Consider the following 15,423-nt stretch of genomic DNA (forward strand, 5'->3'; position numbering starts at 1 on the left):
CCGCACCTCGGTTCCGAGCGGACGCGCCGGGCCATCTCGTTGTTTGCCGCTGCGCCATTCAGCGCAGCACGTAATCGTCCGGCTCTGGCGCGGGCGGCAATGGCGAGACGCCGAGTTCGTACAGCACATCGCGCTCCAGGGTGCGCACCAGCGCATCGGTCGGCAGATCGTTTTCATCGCGGCCGAACGGGTCTTCGAGTTCATCGGCAATCGCGTCGAAGCCGAAAAAGGTGTAGCTGACAATTGCCGTGAACAGCGGCGTCAACCAACCCAGCGATTGCGCCATGGCGAAGGGCAGCAACAGGCAGAACAGGTAGATGGTGCGGTGCAGCAGCAGGGTGTAAGGGAAGGGCAGTGGCGTGTTCTTGATCCTGTCGCACACGGCCTGGGCCTGGCTCAGGCAGGTCAGGTGATTGGCCAGCAATTGATAACGCCATGGCGACAGCACACCGGCCGTTTCCAGCTCGGAACACTGGCGCCCGAGCTGATGAAGGATCTGTCCGCAGTGATCCGGCGCCGCCCCATCGATCGGCGGGCTGACCCAGTCGGCACTGGCCTGCTCCTCACTGTCTCCACGCAGCCGCGCATTCAACGCGTGGGCGAAACCGCACAGGTTGCGCAACAGTTGTGCACGCAGGCGGGTGTCATCGAGGTCTTGGGTTTCGCGCATCACCGCGCGCACCCGCAACAGCACCTCGCCCCAGGCCTTGCGCCCCTCGTACCAACGGTCGTAACAAGCGTTGTTGCGAAAGCTCAGGAAGATCGACAGCGACAGGCCGAGCAGGGTGAACGGCGTCGAATTGATCTGGGCGAAGTAGCTCGGCACCAGAAGTTCGATCAGCACAATCGCTGCCGCCAGCAGTGTCAGCATCAAAGTGCGCACGGCGATGCGTTTGGCGATCGAGCCTCTGAGGGTGAACAGCACGGCGAACTGATTGGGTCTCGGTCTGACGATCATCTCGCGGTCCCTGTAGCGCGGCGAATCAGCCGCCGGTCATGTTCATGAAACGCACCACTTGCACGTCGTCGTTGACTTCGAAGTTGTGTCGATACGGCTTGAGTTTCATCGCCTCGATGATCGCGTTTTCCAACCGTTCCGGGTGGCCCGGATGGGCGCGCAACACCGCTTTGAGGTCCATCGAATGCTCGTTGCCCAGGCATAGCAGCAGGCGACCTTCGACAGTCAGGCGCACGCGGTTGCAGGTACCGCAGAAGTTATGGCTGTGCGGTGAAATGAAGCCCAGGCGAATGTTCGGCGCTTCGGCCACGCGCCAGTAGCGCGACGGCCCTTGCGTCGATTCGGTCGAGTCGATCAGGGTAAAACGTTCGGCGATGCGTTCGCGTACTTGCGCGCTGGAGTAGAAGGATTCGGCGCGGCTGTGTTCGGCGATCGCGCCCAGCGGCATCTCTTCGATGAAGGAAATATCCAGATCACGCTCGATGGCAAAACTGACCAGATCGTTGATTTCGTGATCGTTGCGGCCCTGCATCACCACGCAATTGAGTTTGGTGCGGGTGAAACCGGCGGCACGCGCCGCATCGATGCCGTCGATGACCTGCGCCAGATCGCCGGTACGGGTCAGTTCCTTGAAGCGTTGCGGATCGAGACTGTCGAGGCTGATGTTCAGGCGCTTGACCCCGGCGTCGAACAGCGGCTGGGCCAGTCGGCCCAATTGCGAACCGTTGGTGGTCAGGCACAGTTCGCGCAGGCCGGGCAGGGCAGCGATCTGTTCGCAGAGCTGCACGACGCCGGGGCGGATCAGCGGCTCGCCACCCGTGAGGCGGATCTTGCGCGTGCCGAGGGCGACGAAGCTTTGCGCCACCTGGAACAGCTCCTCGAGGGTGAGAATCTGCTGGCGCGGCAGGAACTGCATGTCCTCGGCCATGCAATAGACGCAGCGAAAATCGCAGCGGTCGGTGACCGACAGGCGCAGATAATCCACGCGGCGGTTGTGACCATCGATCAATTCACGCTGTGTCATGGGCTCGCCTCGTGGATGTGGAGCGCCGTCAGCGGGCGCAGATCGCGCAGGGTAGGCTGCACTCGCCATGCCGTCCAATCACTCTGGCTGACCGAGTGATTGACGGCGTCGATGATGCCTTACGGTGCGCCAAACATTGCCGTCCAGTAAATGCCGGCGTTGCTTTTCGGATCGGTCGCGTACGCGGCGCCCAGTTCCTGATATTGCGGATTCATCAGATTGGCGCAATGCCCGGGGCTGGCGAGCCAGCCGTCGACGACCTTGCCGACGGTGTCTTGCCCGGCGGCGATGTTCTCGCCGACCAGTTGCCCACTGTAACCGGACAGCTCGGCGCGGTCGCCCGGCGTGCGGCCGTCGCGGTCCTTGTGGTCGAGGTAATTGTTGTTGGCCATGTCGCGGCTGTGTTCCTGAGCGACCGTGCCCAGCGTGGCGTTCCAGGCCAGCGGTGCTGCCGCCGCGAAGGACTGGCCGCCGCACTGGCGCGCCTGGCCGCGCGCGGTATTGAGTTGCGCCAGCAGCTTTTGCCCTTCGCTTTGTGCATCGCCGAGTTTCGCCGTCAGCAACGGCCGCGCGAGGACTATGCGCCAGTCGCGGTCGACACGGTTGACGCCGATATCGACGAACTGCGGATCGAGCACCACCTTACAGAAGCTTTCCTTGATCGCCTGCATCGCCGCCGCTGCATCGCGCGGGCCGTTGAGGGTGATCGCCTGCACGTTGACCATCGGGTAGTGGGCGCTGGTCATGGCCTGCTGCAGATCGACCGCGCCGCTGGCGGGCAGGCGCAGACGTGGATCGGCCGACAGCGGTGGCAACTCGTTCGATGCCTGCGTGCCGCAACGCTGCGGCTGGCTGCGATAGCTGTTGATCGACTCGATCAATTGCAATTCATCGGTGGCCAGCGCCGAGGTGGCGAACACCACGCCCAGCGACAGTGCGGCACAACGCAAAACGGACGGCATGAAGCGCATGGAAATCTCCCTTGAGCTGAATGCGCCCATGATGCGCGAAAGGCCCCCGGTGAGTGAATGTGTTTTTCTTTGCGGCGGATTTTTTTCCGCGCTGGTGTGCCCGCGCATTTGCTCGCTACACTCTGCGAAGACCCCGCAAACCGGGCGTCTCACCGACGTAACATCTTGCCCCGGGCGGGCGCTGACGGAAGAACCGACATGGGATCGAAAGGCTTGGCGGGCGGTTTGTTGTGGATCTTTTTGACCGGCGCGGCATGGGCCGGGGCGCAGGCGCCGATCGAGGCCAAGGCCGAACAGAAAGCCGAGGTGCTGGAGGAGAAAGCGGCGGATAAAGTCAGCGCTGCCCCGGCGCCGAAATCCGAGGCCATCACCCCCACCGAAGCGCAAGCGGTGGATCCGGCCGGCGCCGCGCCGCTGGACGATCCGCTGACCTGTCTGGCGCGCAGTATCTATTGGGAAGCCAAGGGCAAGGACACCCCGGAAATGGAAGCCGTCGCCAGTGTGGTGATGAATCGCCTCGGCCACGACGGCTTTCCCGACACGGTGTGCGCGGTGGTCAAGCAAGGATCGGAAAGCGGCAATTGCCAGTTTTCCTGGTGGTGCGATGGCAGGCCCGATCAGGTCAAGGAAGACGCCGAATACGCGCTGGCCAAGGAAATCGCCGGCAAGGCGTTGAACCGTCAGCTCAAGGACCGCACGCGCGGCGCCCTGTATTTTCACGATCGCGGCGTGCACCCGAGCTGGGCCAAGGCCTATCGCAACACGGCGCAGACCGGCAGGTTCCTGTTCTACAAACCCGCCGGGGGCGACGCGCGTTAACTGGCGTGGGTGTTGAGAATGCTCGCCACCTGCTGCGGCTGGCAGTTCAGATACGGTGACTTTTGCAGCCAGCGCTGATCCGGATACCAGGAAAACATGAACTGGCCGTTCTTCAGGCGATCGATCACCTGTTTGGCGATCTGCGGCCGTACGGCGGGGCAACCCTGACTGCGGCCGATACGCCCCTGACGCTTGCTCCACAGCGGGTTCACATAACTTGCGGCATGAATCACGATCGCGCGATCACGGGCCAGATCATTGAAACCGGGCTCCAGACCATCCATGCGCAGCGAATAGCCGTGAGTACCTTCGTAGCTTTCCTGAGTGCGGAACAGACCGAGGCTGGACTGATAACTGCCTTCGCGATTGGAAAACTGCGTGGCGAAGTTTTCCCCGGAGTTGGAACCGTGGGCAACCAGATCACGCAGCACCAGTTTCTTTTTGCTCAGATCGAAGATCCACAGGCGGCGTTCGGTGGACGGTTGCGAGTAATCGATGATCGCCAGATGCCGCGAGGGTTTCGCGCCGTTGTTGACCGCGCATTGCATGGCGTTCAATGCACCTTTGAGCGCCTGGGGATTGAGTTCCGGCGCGGCGTGGGCGAGGCTGTTGTAGAGAACCGGCGATGGCTTGCCGGCGGCAAATACTGGGCTGGTCACGGCGACAAGGGTCGCGGTGCTCAACAGAAGTCGGCGCAAAAACGTCAACATTTTATAAAGTGTCCTCAACTTGCTACATAAACGGCACTTTGGCTCCTGACTCCCAGTCAATACCCGCAGGCTCGCGGTTCGAGCCTGACTGTTCAGCGCACCTGATGTAAGGTTGACCGTCATCTGGACGGCCATGGATTGGAGTAAAGCAGTTGTTCAAAAAGTACGCATGCTACTTGAGCATTTGTTTGCTCGCTGCGCCGTTTGTCGCTTGCGCCGATGAGCCGCTGCCCCCGCTTGAAAACTTGCCGATGCCGGAAACGCAATTGCCGGTCGAGCCGCGCAGCCCGTTGCAGGCGGTTTTGATCAGCCTGGCGCAGTCGTGCCCGGCCATTGCTCCGCGCCTCAGTGGCCCGGCGTTGAGCCAATTGCAGGCGTTTTATGAACAGCAGGACTGGATGCCGGTGTGGGCGAGTGAGTCGGCACGCTTGCCGGCATTGCGCGCGCAATTGCAGCTGTTGGCCGATGATGGCTTGAATCCGAATCGCTATGCGGTTGCGACGACACCGCCGCAGGATGGCGAGCTGTGCGCCGACATCGACATCAGCCGCAACTACCTGCAGGCCTTGCAGGATCTGCATTACGGCCGTCTGTTGCAATCGCATTTCGAACCGCTGTGGCGTGTCGACGGCCCGCCGACCGACCGTCAGGCGCAACTGCTCAGCATTGCCGTGCCGGGCATGAACGATATTGCTGCGGCGTTCGACCTGGCGCGCCCGCATCTGCCGCAATATCAAAGCCTGCGTCAGTTGTATGCCGCGCAACGCTTGCAAGCCTTGCCGCAATGGCAGCCGGTGGGCAACGGCCCGTTGCTGCGTCCGGCGATGGAAGACCCGCGCGTGCCGGAACTGGCCCGTCGTCTGTACAGCGAAGGCTATCTGCCACACGCACTGGTGCCGCCGGACAACGCCTACGATGACGTGCTGGTGGAAGCCGTGAAGCACTTTCAGGCCAGCCATTCGTTGCAGGCTGACGGCGTGGTCGGGCCGGGCACGATTGCCGAGCTGAACATCAGCCCGCTGACCCGCCGCGATCAATTGCGGGTCAATCTCGAACGTTTCCGCTGGATGGCCCAGGACATGGAGCCCAGTGGCCTGGTGGTCAACGTGGCCGCCGCTGAGCTGACGCTGTATCAGGGCGGTCAACCGGTGTGGCAGACCCGCACCCAGGTCGGCCGCGCCGAGCGCCAGACGCCGCTGCTCAAATCCCGCGTCACCCGCCTGACGCTGAACCCGACCTGGACCGTTCCGCCGACCATCTGGAAGGAAGACAAGCTGCCGGAAATCCGCAAGGACCAGACTTTCCTCAGCCGCCAGAACCTGCAAGTGCTCGATGCCAACGGCCAGCCTCTGGCGGCGGCGGACATCGACTGGGACAACCCCGGCAACATCCTCCTGCGTCAGGACGCCGGCCCGCGCAATCCGCTGGGGCAAATGGTCATCCGTTTCCCCAACCCGTTCTCGGTCTACCTGCACGACACGCCGAGCAAGGCGCTGTTCGACAAAGGCCCACGGGCGTTCAGTTCCGGTTGTGTGCGCGTCGAGCACCCGCTGCAACTGCGCGATCTGCTGCTGTCCCCGGCCGAAAAAGCTCGCACCGAGACTTTGCTGGCGACCGGCACCACCCATGAATTTCGCCTGTCGGCGCCGGTGCCGATCCTGATGACCTACTGGACGGCGCAAGTCGACAGCAGCGGCCAGGTGCGTTATGCGCCAGACATCTACAGCCACGACAGCGCATTGCTGGCGGGGCTGGATCGGGCGCATTGAGTCCGGCACCAGCACGGCAGTCAAAGATCTGAGTTCGATGAGTGATTTCAGGTCGACGAATCCCGTACAAACACCTCGGTCAGTCCCCTCTCCCTCGGGAGAGGGCTAGGGTGAGGGGCCGATTTCAAGCCGAACCCATTACTCAAAATCTCACCGCCTCAGCTCCTCCACCAACCAAGGCAAAAGCTCCTCACACGAGCCTTCAATCTTCAAATCGAGCAGATCATCCGCCCGGGTCTTGCCCAGATTGATCGCCATCAACGGCTTGCCACGCTCGGCAATCACCCGACACAAGCGAAACGCCGAATACGCCATCAACGACGATCCCACCACCAGCAAGCCCGCCGCATTCTCGGCGGCGGCCAGCGCCCGCGCGGCTGTCGGTTGCGCCACGTTCTCGCCGAAAAACACCACATCCGGTTTCATCCGCTCACCTGCGCAATGCGGGCACTGCGGTACCTGAAAGCGCGCTTCAAATGCCGGGTCCAGCAAGGTGTCGCCATCCGGCGCCTGCACCGCATCAACACCACTCAGGTAGGGATTGTGTGCCTCCATCTGCTGCTGGATCGCATCGCGCTCGCTGCGCTGCCCGCAATCCAGGCACAGCACTCGGTGCAGGCTGCCGTGCAGTTCGATCACATCGTGGCTGCCGGCCTGATCGTGCAAGGTATCGACGTTCTGCGTGATCAAAGCGCTGATCCGGCCACGCTGTTGCAACGTCGCCAGCGCCTCATGCGCGGCATTCGGTCGGGCCTGACGCACGCGCGGCCAGCCGAGCATCGCTCGCGCCCAGTAGCGCCGGCGTGATTCCGGGGCGGCAAGAAATTCCTGATACATCATCGGCTGCCGCCCACGACGCACACCGTCGCTGTCGCGATAGTCCGGAATGCCCGATGGCGTGCTGATGCCGGCGCCGGTCAATATCAGGAATTTATCGTCGGCCATGGCCTGCAACAGCGTATCGAGATGTTCGCGGATCGGGCTATCGAGCATGCTCAGCACTCCAGAATGGGCAGTGCCGGCAGGTTAGCACGCGATCCGCACGGGTTACTTGCGCGCCTCCAGAATCAGGTTGAACGGTGTCTGCGTGGCGCGGCGGAACTGCTTGAATCCGGCCTCGACAAAGACTTTGCGCAGGCGCAATTCACCGGCCTGCGCACCGAGCCCGAGGCCGACTTCCTGGGACAGCGAATTGGGCGTGCAGATAAACGTCGAGGCGGCGTAGAACAGGCGCCCGACCGCGTTGAGATTGTCGTCCAGTTTGTCGTTGGCGAACGGTTCCACCAGCAACACCGTGCCATCGTCCTTCAGCGACTCATAAGCGTGGCGAGCGGCGCCGACCGGGTCGCCCATGTCGTGCAGGCAGTCGAAAAAGCAGATCAGGTCGTAGTCGCCGCCGGGATAGTTTTTCGCCGTGCCCTCGAAGAATCTGGCGCGATTGCCCACGCCACCTTCTTCGGCCCGTTGCGTGGCGACGGTGACTGACGGCGCATGGAAGTCGAAGCCGACAAACTGCGATTTCGGAAACGCCTGGGCCATGATCACCGTCGAGGCGCCGTGGCCGCAGCCGATGTCGGCAACTTTGGCGCCGCGTTCCAGCTTCGCCACCACGCCGTCCAGGGCCGGAAGCCATTCGGCAATCAGGTGACCTTTGTAACCGGGGCGGAAGAAACGTTCGGTGCCGCTGAACATGCACGGATGGTGATCGCCCCACGACAAGGCGCCATTGCCGCGCATGGCCTTGACCAGTTTGTCCTTGTCATGGAAAAACGACGCCACCACGCCGAGACCGCCAGCGACATACACCGGCGAATCCTCCACGGCCAGCGCCAGTGCCTGTTCTTCAGGCAAGCGAAATTGACCGTCAACGTGTTCCATATAGCCCGATGCGGCATGGGCGCTGAGCCATTCGCGTACCAGGCGGGGATTGCAGGTGGTTTTCGCCGCGAGGGCTTCGGGGCTGATCGGTTGGCTGTCGGCCATTGCCCGGTACAGACCGAGTTCTTCGCCGACGATGACATTGGCCAGCATCGCCGCGCCGCCCATGTCGTTGACCAGTTTGCCCATGAATTCGTTGAGCTTCGCCTCATTCATCACGTGTGCTCCTGAAACAGGATCACCGTCCGGCGGCGTTGAATGTCGAGGCAGGCGCCACCGGCGGTGGTCACGGATAGGGGCAGGGCACAGCAGACGTCCTGCGGCCCCCTCGACTGGGTAATGAATGAGTCTAGTCGGTGTTTTTCTCAGCGTGGCAGCGGCAACTTCAGTTCCGCGCACAACCCGCCACCTTCACGATTGCTCAACATAAGCGAGCCACCGAGCGCCAACGCCAATTGCTGGGCGATCGCCAACCCGAGCCCGGTGCCGCCGGTATCACGATTGCGCGAGTTTTCCACGCGGTAGAACGGTTCCAGTACATGCGCCAACTCGGCCTCGGCGATGCCCGGGCCGCGATCGAGGACTTTCACCGACAGGCTGTTGCCCTGCGCTTCGACCTGCAATTGCGCGGCGCCGGCGAATTTCAGGGCGTTGTCGGTCAGGTTCACCAGCACCCGGCGCAGGGCCTGCGGGCGGGTTTCGATTACCGCTTTGCTTTTGCCGCCGAGCTGCACGTCCTTGCCCATGTCCTGATAGTCGAAGACCAGGCTGTCGAGGAACGAGTCGAGATCAGTACGCCGGCTTTCTTCGGTGGCGCCGTGAATGCTGCGAGCGTAAGCCACGCCTTCGCGCACCAGATGTTCGATCTCGCCCAGGTCGCTGCTCAGTTTGTCTTTCTCGACCGAGTCGTCCATGAATTCTGCGCGCAGTTTCATCCGGGTGATCGGCGTTTGCAGGTCGTGGGAAATCGCCGCGAGCAGTTGCATGCGTTCTTTCAGGTAGGCGGCGATGCGCGTCTGCATGGCGTTGAACGCCCGTGCCGCGTGGACGACTTCGGTCGGCCCTTGCTCGTCGAGTTTGATCGGGTGAGCGTTGGGGTCGAGGGTTTCCACGGCGTTGGCGAGGCGAGTGAGGGGACGGATGGCGATGCGCACGGCGAGCCAGGTGCAGAGGATCAGTAACGCCAGTTGGCCGAGCAGCACCACCGGCAACCACGGCGACAACGGCACCATCGCCGGACGGATATCGATGGTCACCGGGCTGCCGTCGCTCAGGCGCAAGTGGCCCTGGAAATGTTGTCTCGGACCGCCGGGAACTTCGGTAAACACGATGGGATAAGTGTCGCCGATGGCCGCCGTAATCGAGGCAATCGCGACGGACTTTTCAGCCGAGGTCACCGGCATGCCCGGTTCGCCCTCATTGAGCAGGTAGCCGTAATTGCGCCGGGCCAGACGCGGCAGCCAGGCCTCGCGTTCGGCGGCGGGCAGGCGATCGAGGATCGCCATCGACGTCGAGACGTCGGTTTCGAGGTTGCCGAGCATGGTGCTTTTCGCGCTCTGGTAGCGCTCGTAGTACTGCGCGCCGAACGACAGGCCCTGCGCCAGAATCAGCCCGATCAGAAAGATCAGCGACAGGCGCGAGGCGAGGGTGCGCGGCCATTGCAGCTTGAGTTTCATGCCGACGCCCCGAGCAGTTCGACCGGCAGCGAAAACACATAACCTTCACTGCGCACGGTCTTGATATAGGCCGGCTCGCGAGCATCGTCCAGCAGGCGTTGACGCAAGCGGCTCACCAGCAAATCAATGGAGCGATCGAACAGATCGGCCTCGCGGCCCTGGGTCAGGTTGAGCAGTTGATCGCGGCTGAGCACCCGTTGCGGATGGTCGAGGAACACCCGCAGCAGGCGGTATTCGGCGCCGCTGAGGGCAACCATGGTGCCGTCGCTGTCGAGCAGGTGGCGGGCCGAGGTGTCCAGTTGCCAACGACCGAACGCCAGCAGGCGTCCGGCTTCGGTGACCACCAGATTCGGCGGCAGCATGCGCGTGCGGCGCAATACGGCGTTGATCCGCGCCAGCAGTTCGCGGGCGGCGAACGGTTTGGTCAGGTAATCGTCGGCGCCCATTTCCAGGCCGATGATGCGGTCGGTCTCATCGTTGCGCGCGGTGAGCATCAGCACCGGCGTCGCCTTGTGTTTGCCCACGCGCAGTTCACGGCACAGCTGCAGGCCATCGTCGCCGGGCATCATGATGTCGAGCACGATCAGGTCGACGGTGTTGGCATCAAGGAAGCTGCGCATCTGCCGGCCATCGGCGACCACTGTTGTGCGCAGGCCGTTCTTCTTCAGGTAGTTGCCTACCAGTTCACGGATCTCGCGGTCGTCGTCGACGATGAGAATGTGATCAACATGTTCCATCGGTTCAAGCCTCTGTCAAAGGGGGAATGCCGTGCAGTCTATAGCGCCGTAGACCGCACGCCTGCTTGCCTTTGTATTGCAGTGTATCTGCCGCAGCGGCGGATACACACCGACGCAAAATCAAGATTTTTTCGGGGTTTTGTATCGCTCTGTATCTACAAGCTGCATGGATACACAACGAGTGATTCTCGTCCTTTCCTGACACAGACGCGATACCTCGAAGGCCTCAAATAGGCTCCATCGAGGCACACACAGACCGCCTCGGCTCAAACCCACTGAAGCCTTGAGGACTACACCATGAACAACAAATCCGTATTCGCCGCCTGCCTGTTCGCCGCTCTGAACATCTGCACCCTGTCGGCCCACGCCGAAGCTGACGTCAGCCGGCAAACCTACACCTACGGCACCCATCTGGATATCCAGAAAGTGCTGTCGATGACCGAAGACACCTCGGTGACCTGCGGCATCACCGAGGCGCGCATGACCTACCTCGATTCCGCCGGCAAAACCCGCGAGCTGGATTACAGCAAATTCGCTGACGGCTGCAACAACCAGAACTGAGTCATCCCTACTTTTTCTGCAAGGAGTTTTGCCATGAACAACGTCTCGCGCTTTCTGACCGCAGCAGCCTTCGCCTTCACCGGTGCCGCCGCCCACGCCAACAGTGCTGTGGAGCAGAGCAGTTGCGCCAGCAGCACCTGCTTCCAGCTGACCACGGTAGCGAAGGAGGGCAGCGATGCCTTGATCGCCGCTGACGGCGCCAGCCGCACGCCGCAGGGGCAGATGGTTGCCGCTGATGGTTCCAGCCGCACACCGCAGGGCCAGATGGTTGCCGCTGATGGTTCCAGCCGCACACCGCAGGGGCAGATGGTTGCCGCTGACGGCTCCAGCCGCACGCCGCAGGGGCAGATGGTTGCCGCTGACGGATCGAGCCGTACACCGCAAGGCCAACTGGTCGCGGAAAACGGTGCCAGTCGCACGCCTCAAGGGCAGTTGCTCGACGGCCAGACTGCATGAGCCACGGTGTAAATAAAGCGAGCTAGCGAGGGGGCGTTTCCCTCGCTGCCCGGTTGCGTGCCCAGCCCCCATTCCAAGGTGACCCCTTATGTACCTCATTGCATTTCTCGGCGGTCTGCTGACCGTTCTCAGTCCGTGCATCCTGCCGGTGGTGCCGTTTCTGTTCGCTGGCGCCAACCGTACCCGTTCCTCGATCTTCCTGACTCTCGCCGGCATGGCGCTGACCTTTGCGCTGATCTCCAGCCTTGCCGTGGTCAGCAGCGAGTGGGTGATTCAAGCGAGCAACACCGGCCGCCACGTTGCCTTGTTGGTCATGGCGCTGTTCGCCCTGTCGCTGATCTCGGCCCGCGTCGGTGACTGGCTGACCAGGCCGTTTGTCGCGCTCGGCAATCGTCTCGATCAGGACACGCGTAAACGTGCAGGACCGATGGGCTCGATCATGCTCGGTGTCGCCACCGGCCTGTTGTGGGCGCCCTGTGCCGGGCCGATCCTTGGGGTGATTCTGACCGGCGCAATGTTGCAAGGCGCCAATGCCCAGACGAGCCTGTTGCTGCTGGCTTACGGCGTCGGCAGTGCCTTGTCGCTGGGCACGTTGATTTTTGCGGGGCGCGGTCTGGTCAATCGGCTGAAACCGTCGATCCCGTTCAGCGGCTGGTTGCGCCGTGGTACCGGGGTTGCGGTACTTGCTACGGTCGCGGTGATCTCGACGGGCGCCGACAAAACCCTGCTCGCCAATACGTCTTCGGAGGGCGTGGCCAGCGTCGAGAAAAACGTCCTGGAAAACGTGCCGAAAGTGGTCGACTACTTCGTCAGCAAGGTCCGCGCCGATTCGATGATGGACGAGGCCCGGGGCGCGATGCCGTCGCTGTCGGGCGCTGTGCAATGGCTCAATTCACCAGAGCTCAGTGCCGAATCCCTGCGCGGCAAAGTGGTGTTGGTGGACTTCTGGACCTACGACTGCATCAACTGCCAGCACACCTTGCCGTACGTCAAAGACTGGGCGAAGAAATACGAGAAGGACGGCCTGGTAGTGATCGGCGTGCACACCCCCGAATACGGCTACGAGCGCATCATCAACAACGTCAAGGATCAGGTGAAAAAACTCGGCATCACCTACCCGGTCGCGATCGACAACGACTATGCGATCTGGCGCAACTTCGACAATCAATACTGGCCGGCGCATTACCTGATCGACGCCAAGGGCCAGATGCGTTACAGCCACTTTGGCGAAGGTCGCTATGCCGAGCAGGAGCAGATGATCAAGCAGTTGCTGGAGGAGGCGAAAGCTCCGGCAGCCTGATCAACAAAACCAATGGCTCACAGGTCGCGGACCATGAGCCATTGTTGTTTTTCCCACGCCTGGAAACCCTCCAATAGCTGCCAGCCGCGTTTACGGTAGTACTCGTGTTTGTCTTGCGTGTGCAAGTACAAGCGCGACACCCCACGCTGCTTTGCTGCCTCGCAAATCCCTTCAATCAGCTGCTCCGCCAACCCTTGCCCGCGCGCCTCGGGGTCAACGAATACGCAGGCGAGCCATGGGCCGAGATCGTCGCGTTCAGTCAAATCGTTGCGGGCCAGTGCGGCACCACCGAGCAGGCGTTCACCGTCCATGGCAATCAGGCACGACCATTCACCATTGCTTTGGCCCTCGGCAAATTCGCGCTGCCATTGAGCCAGGGGCTGGTCGGCGTATTCGTAGTGGAATTGTTGGTGAATCCACGCCGCGTAGCGATCGCTGTGTTGCATGTGCGCGGCGAGCCAGTCGAGGTGCAGTGACATCGGTCGAGTCCTTTGCTTGGGCGAGCCCGCATCAGAAACCAATCCCGCAACGCTGACAATGCGCAAGGTGTATCAGGCGCTTGACAAATCTTCACCACTCATCGGCAAAGTGCCCGGTTTACGGGGTTGCCGGACGATTGACAGGGACGCCGGGCAGCCTCGGCGCGATAGTGAGCAAGCACGGTCCGCGTCGCAGCCTGTGCATTCTCTCTGCCACGGAGCTCGCTGTCATGAGTACCCCGATTGATCTCACTGCCCTGAAGGAACGTCAGAAAGTCGCTTGGGCCAGTGGCGACTACGCCGTGATCGGCACGACTTTGCAGATCGTCGGTGAAAGCCTCGCCGAGGCCTGCGATCTGCGCTGTGATGAACAGGTGCTGGATGTCGCCGCCGGTAACGGCAACGCCACCCTGGCAGCGGCGCGGCGCGGTTGTGTGGTGACCTCCACCGATTACGTCGCGGCACTGCTGGAGCGTGGTCAGGATCGCGCCCGGGCCGAACATCTGGAGGTGATTTTTCAGGTGGCCGATGCCGAGGCTTTACCTTTTCCCGATGAAAGCTACGACGCCGTGTTGTCGACGTTCGGCGTGATGTTCGCGCCTGACCAGGTCAGCGCCGCTAATGAGCTGGGGCGGGTCTGTCGGCGGGGCGGGCGGATCGGTATGGCGAACTGGACGCCGGAGGGCTTCGTCGGGCAGATGTTCAAGATTCTCGGCCAGCATCTGCCACCGCCCGCGGTTGCTCAGCCGCCATCGAACTGGGGCTCGGATGCGTGGCTGCACAAGCATTTCGATGACCGCGATTTTGTCGTACGCGTGACCCGCAGCCACTTCAATTTCCGCTACCGCTCGGCGGCGCATTTCATTGACATCTTTCGCCACTGGTACGGCCCGGTGCACAAGGCATTTGCGGTGTTGTCGGCGGAGGCCGGGCAAGCGCTGGAGGATGATCTGACCGAGCTGCTCAACCGCTCGAATCGCGCGGGGGAGGCGTCGCTGGTGGTGCCGAGTGAGTATCTGGAGGTGGTGATTACCAAGCGCTAGTCCACATCGGATTTCCTGATCGATGAAGATCTCTGTGGGAGCGAGCCTGCTCGCGAGAGCGGTGTGCCAGACAACCTCGATGTTGATGGAACCACCGCCTTCGCGAGCAGGCTCACTCCTATAGGGGAATGCGCTTATTTCAAATGGCCGCGATCAAACCACTCCAGCGCCGTGCGCCAGATGCAGATCCCGAGGAAATAAGCCGACATCAGCAACCACAAACCCATCACCAGCGGATTGATCACCGGGTGATTGAGCACCAGCGACAGGCTGCACAACAGCCAGATCGCCGTCACCGCGATATTGATTGGCATGAAACGACGCACGCGGAACGGGTGCAGGAACTTCATCCGCGTCACCGTCAGCAATGCCAGACCGATCACGGTGAGAAAGGTGATCCACGGCCCCGGGCCGATGATGTACAGGCACAGCGCGACCACGTTCCAGGCCGCCGGGAAGCCGACAAAATAGTTGTCCTTGCTCTTCATGTTGACGTTGCAGAAACAGAACAGCGACGACACCAGAATCACCGACACCGTCAGCAACAGGGTGTAATCGGGCAGGGGAATGTAGCGGTAGATAAACAGTGCCGGGATGAATACATAAGTCAGGTAATCGATGACCAGATCAAGGATCGAACCGTCGAAACTCGGCAGCACCGATTGCACATTGACCTTGCGCGCCAGTGCGCCATCGAGGCCGTCGACGATCAGCGCCACGCCCAGCCACATCAGGCAATGAATCGGCTGGTTTTCCAGCAGGGCGAGGGTGGCGAGGAAGGCGGTGACCACGCCAGTCGCGGTAAAACCATGGGCGCCCCATGCTTTGAGCCTGGCGATGTGTACGGTGGATATCACGGGGGCGTTCTCCAGAAAGTGAAGCAAGCCGGGTATCGCCCATCGTCAGAAAGGGCGTCGGCAAACCGGGTCGGGTTGCAGCTATCGACCGGTTTGGCCGGGATAAGGTTCACCACCCATGAATCTTAGCTGGCTCGCGGAAAATTTCTCGGGTGCGATTTCATCGGTGAGCCGGCGTCAGCCCA

The 15,423-nt window shown here is 62.0% G+C and carries 16 protein-coding genes; 6 read left to right on the forward strand and 10 right to left on the reverse strand.

From position 1 onward, the window contains the following. Nucleotides 1-58: 58 nt before the first annotated feature. From AB4N47_RS07345 to AB4N47_RS07355, 3 genes are all read right to left on the reverse strand, one after another. Nucleotides 59-958 carry a bestrophin family protein gene (locus AB4N47_RS07345; RefSeq protein ID WP_341637218.1) on the reverse strand — a complete coding sequence of 300 codons (900 nt, stop codon included), beginning with the start codon at nt 956-958 and terminating at the stop codon, nt 59-61. Between the two features lie 25 nt (nt 959-983). Beyond that, nucleotides 984-1,982, reverse strand: coding sequence for a GTP 3',8-cyclase MoaA (gene moaA, locus AB4N47_RS07350; RefSeq protein ID WP_016775169.1), 999 nt, complete (start codon nt 1,980-1,982; stop codon nt 984-986). A 119-nt stretch (nt 1,983-2,101) separates the two neighbouring features. Continuing rightward, entirely contained in the window at nt 2,102-2,953 is an 852-nt protein-coding gene (locus AB4N47_RS07355) for a CAP domain-containing protein (protein WP_341637219.1), read from the reverse strand. Between the two features lie 198 nt (nt 2,954-3,151). Between AB4N47_RS07355 and AB4N47_RS07360 the strand changes: the two genes are divergently transcribed. Next, a complete protein-coding gene (locus AB4N47_RS07360) occupies nt 3,152-3,772 on the forward strand; it encodes a cell wall hydrolase (RefSeq protein ID WP_130929693.1) in 621 nt (206 codons plus the stop codon). Here the strand turns inward: AB4N47_RS07360 and AB4N47_RS07365 are convergent. After that, nucleotides 3,769-4,482: a murein L,D-transpeptidase catalytic domain family protein gene (locus tag AB4N47_RS07365; RefSeq protein WP_016775166.1), complete on the reverse strand. Its 714-nt coding sequence runs from the start codon at nt 4,480-4,482 to the stop codon at nt 3,769-3,771. The genes AB4N47_RS07360 and AB4N47_RS07365 overlap by 4 nt on opposite strands. Nucleotides 4,483-4,634: 152 nt before the next feature. Here AB4N47_RS07365 and AB4N47_RS07370 point away from each other — a divergent pair, with 152 nt between their 5' ends. Then, nucleotides 4,635-6,251, forward strand: coding sequence for a L,D-transpeptidase family protein (locus AB4N47_RS07370; RefSeq protein ID WP_341637220.1), 1,617 nt, complete (start codon nt 4,635-4,637; stop codon nt 6,249-6,251). Nucleotides 6,252-6,401: 150 nt separating this feature from the next. Here the strand turns inward: AB4N47_RS07370 and AB4N47_RS07375 are convergent, their stop codons facing one another. From AB4N47_RS07375 to AB4N47_RS07390, 4 genes are all read right to left on the reverse strand, one after another. Further along, entirely contained in the window at nt 6,402-7,244 is an 843-nt protein-coding gene (locus AB4N47_RS07375; protein WP_341637221.1) for an NAD-dependent protein deacetylase, read from the reverse strand. 54 nt (nt 7,245-7,298) lie between these two features. Next, a complete protein-coding gene (locus AB4N47_RS07380) occupies nt 7,299-8,345 on the reverse strand; it encodes a class I SAM-dependent methyltransferase (protein WP_125918733.1) in 1,047 nt (348 codons plus the stop codon). A gap of 149 nt (nt 8,346-8,494) precedes the next feature. Further along, on the reverse strand, nt 8,495-9,805 hold the full coding sequence (locus tag AB4N47_RS07385) for an ATP-binding protein (protein ID WP_341637222.1): 1,311 nt from the start codon (nt 9,803-9,805) through the stop codon (nt 8,495-8,497). Then, entirely contained in the window at nt 9,802-10,542 is a 741-nt protein-coding gene (locus AB4N47_RS07390) for a response regulator (RefSeq protein WP_039762337.1), read from the reverse strand. The genes AB4N47_RS07385 and AB4N47_RS07390 overlap by 4 nt, the downstream gene beginning before the upstream one ends. A gap of 297 nt (nt 10,543-10,839) precedes the next feature. Here AB4N47_RS07390 and AB4N47_RS07395 point away from each other — a divergent pair, with 297 nt between their 5' ends. From AB4N47_RS07395 to AB4N47_RS07405, 3 genes are all read left to right on the forward strand, one after another. Next, nucleotides 10,840-11,103, forward strand: a complete 264-nt coding sequence (locus AB4N47_RS07395; RefSeq protein WP_016775158.1) for a DUF2790 domain-containing protein — start codon at nt 10,840-10,842, stop codon at nt 11,101-11,103. A gap of 33 nt (nt 11,104-11,136) precedes the next feature. Further along, nucleotides 11,137-11,559 (forward strand): hypothetical protein, encoded by a 423-nt coding sequence (locus tag AB4N47_RS07400; protein ID WP_341637223.1) that lies wholly within the window; start codon nt 11,137-11,139, stop codon nt 11,557-11,559. 88 nt (nt 11,560-11,647) lie between these two features. Next, entirely contained in the window at nt 11,648-12,859 is a 1,212-nt protein-coding gene (locus AB4N47_RS07405; protein ID WP_336353559.1) for a cytochrome c biogenesis protein DipZ, read from the forward strand. 17 nt (nt 12,860-12,876) lie between these two features. Here AB4N47_RS07405 and AB4N47_RS07410 read toward each other — a convergent pair whose 3' ends face one another. Next, on the reverse strand, nt 12,877-13,338 hold the full coding sequence (locus AB4N47_RS07410) for a GNAT family N-acetyltransferase (RefSeq protein ID WP_460154447.1): 462 nt from the start codon (nt 13,336-13,338) through the stop codon (nt 12,877-12,879). A 230-nt stretch (nt 13,339-13,568) separates the two neighbouring features. On the opposite strand from AB4N47_RS07410, the gene AB4N47_RS07415 reads away from it, so the two are divergent. Then, nucleotides 13,569-14,381, forward strand: coding sequence for a class I SAM-dependent methyltransferase (locus tag AB4N47_RS07415; protein WP_024013311.1), 813 nt, complete (start codon nt 13,569-13,571; stop codon nt 14,379-14,381). 134 nt (nt 14,382-14,515) lie between these two features. Here AB4N47_RS07415 and pcsA read toward each other — a convergent pair whose 3' ends face one another. Beyond that, entirely contained in the window at nt 14,516-15,238 is a 723-nt protein-coding gene (gene pcsA / locus AB4N47_RS07420) for a phosphatidylcholine synthase (protein ID WP_039762346.1), read from the reverse strand. Between the last annotated feature and the right edge of the window lie 185 nt (nt 15,239-15,423).

The sequence above is a fragment of the Pseudomonas sp. S3_G06 genome (assembly GCF_054667565.1).